The following is a 1,366-nucleotide window of genomic DNA, read 5'->3' as shown; positions in this document are numbered from 1 at the left end:
TATCTGAACGATTCAAAGAAAATGGAAAACCGGTTCCATTCGTGATCCGCCCAATCACTCAGCAGGAAAATGATGGACTGCTCCGGAAATATACAAAAAAAGATAAAAAAGGGAATGAGTATTTTGATAAAGTATCATATAACCAGAATTTGGTTGCGGCGGCGGTCGTGGAACCTGATCTGGAAAATTCAGAATTACAGAGAGCATATGGCACTTTAGGTGCTGACAAGACTCTTGTAGCCATGCTCTATGTTGGGGAGTTTGCAACACTAATGGAGGCAGTACAGGGATTATCTGGGTTGGATAAGGATATCAACGAAGATATTGACGAGGCAAAAAACTGATAAAGCAGGGTGATGTTGAGATGAATTATACTCACTTTGCCCTGCAGAAACTTCACATTTTGCCAACTGTCTTAGAAGCTATGAGTCAAAAGGAAAAAGCTGTCGTATACGCAAGTATAGATCTTCGGATAGAAGAAGAGAAAAGACTTGCCAGCCAGATGAAATAGGAGGTGGATTATGCCGACATTAAGCGCTATGTTCCGTCTTATGGATGGGTATAGCTCGCAGATTAATAAAATGATGAACAAGACGAATGCCGCGACTGATAAAATGCTTAAAGCATCAAAGGCTGCCGATAAGGTAAATGACTCGGTTACAAAGGCGGGAAATGGATCCGAGGCTGCCTCTCCTAAAATGACAAAGTTTAACAATTCTCTTTCTGATACGGAAAGGAAAGCCAATAAGGCGAACGGCAGTTTAAAAACTTTAATTGGAACAGTGGTCAGTTTGGCGGCTGTGAAGAAAGGTATGGACTTGGTAGACGATTATACCAATGCAGCGGCCAGATTAAGAATGGTTAATGATGACAATCAGACTCCAGCAGAATTGCAGGATAAGGTTTTCGATGCCGCAAACCGGTCACGAGGCAGTTATACAGACATGGCCGGAGCAGTTGCCAAAATGAATCTCCTTGCCGGAGATAGTTTTACATCAAATGACGAAGCTATCGGTTTTACTGAGCTCCTGCAAAAATCGTTGAAAGTATCTGGAGCTGGAACATCAGAACAACAATCTGCATTTTTACAGTTGACACAGGCTATGGCGGCCGGTAAGCTGCAGGGTGATGAGTTCCGATCTGTTATGGAAAATGCGCCTATGGTTGCTGATGCAATTGCTAAGTATATGGGAAAAAGTAAAGGTGAACTGAAGGAATTGTCTTCTGATGGACTTATCACGGCCGATATTATTAAGAATGCAATGTTTACGGCTGCTGACGATATTAATGACAAATTTGCAGAAATGCCAATGACTTTTGCCGATGTCGGGCAGCTTATGGCAAATAACGCATTGGAGGCTTTCGG

The 1,366-nt window shown here is 42.5% G+C and carries 2 protein-coding genes; both read left to right on the top strand.

Annotation, left to right across the window (positions count from 1 at the left end; all coding sequences use genetic code 11):
- Nucleotides 1-344 (top strand): phage tail assembly chaperone (locus H8S75_RS32310; RefSeq protein ID WP_187024971.1); only part of this gene is annotated, 344 nt, incomplete at its 5' end.
- A 177-nt stretch (nucleotides 345-521) separates the two neighbouring features.
- A partial coding sequence (locus tag H8S75_RS32305; RefSeq protein ID WP_187024970.1) for a tape measure protein occupies nucleotides 522-1,366 on the top strand: 845 nt, incomplete at its 3' end.

It is taken from the genome of Hungatella hominis, from assembly GCF_014288005.1.
Classification (GTDB): Bacteria; Bacillota; Clostridia; order Lachnospirales; family Lachnospiraceae; genus Hungatella; species Hungatella effluvii.
The sequence above is the reverse complement of the archived record's forward strand: the minus strand, read 5'-3'. Positions and strand labels throughout refer to the sequence as shown.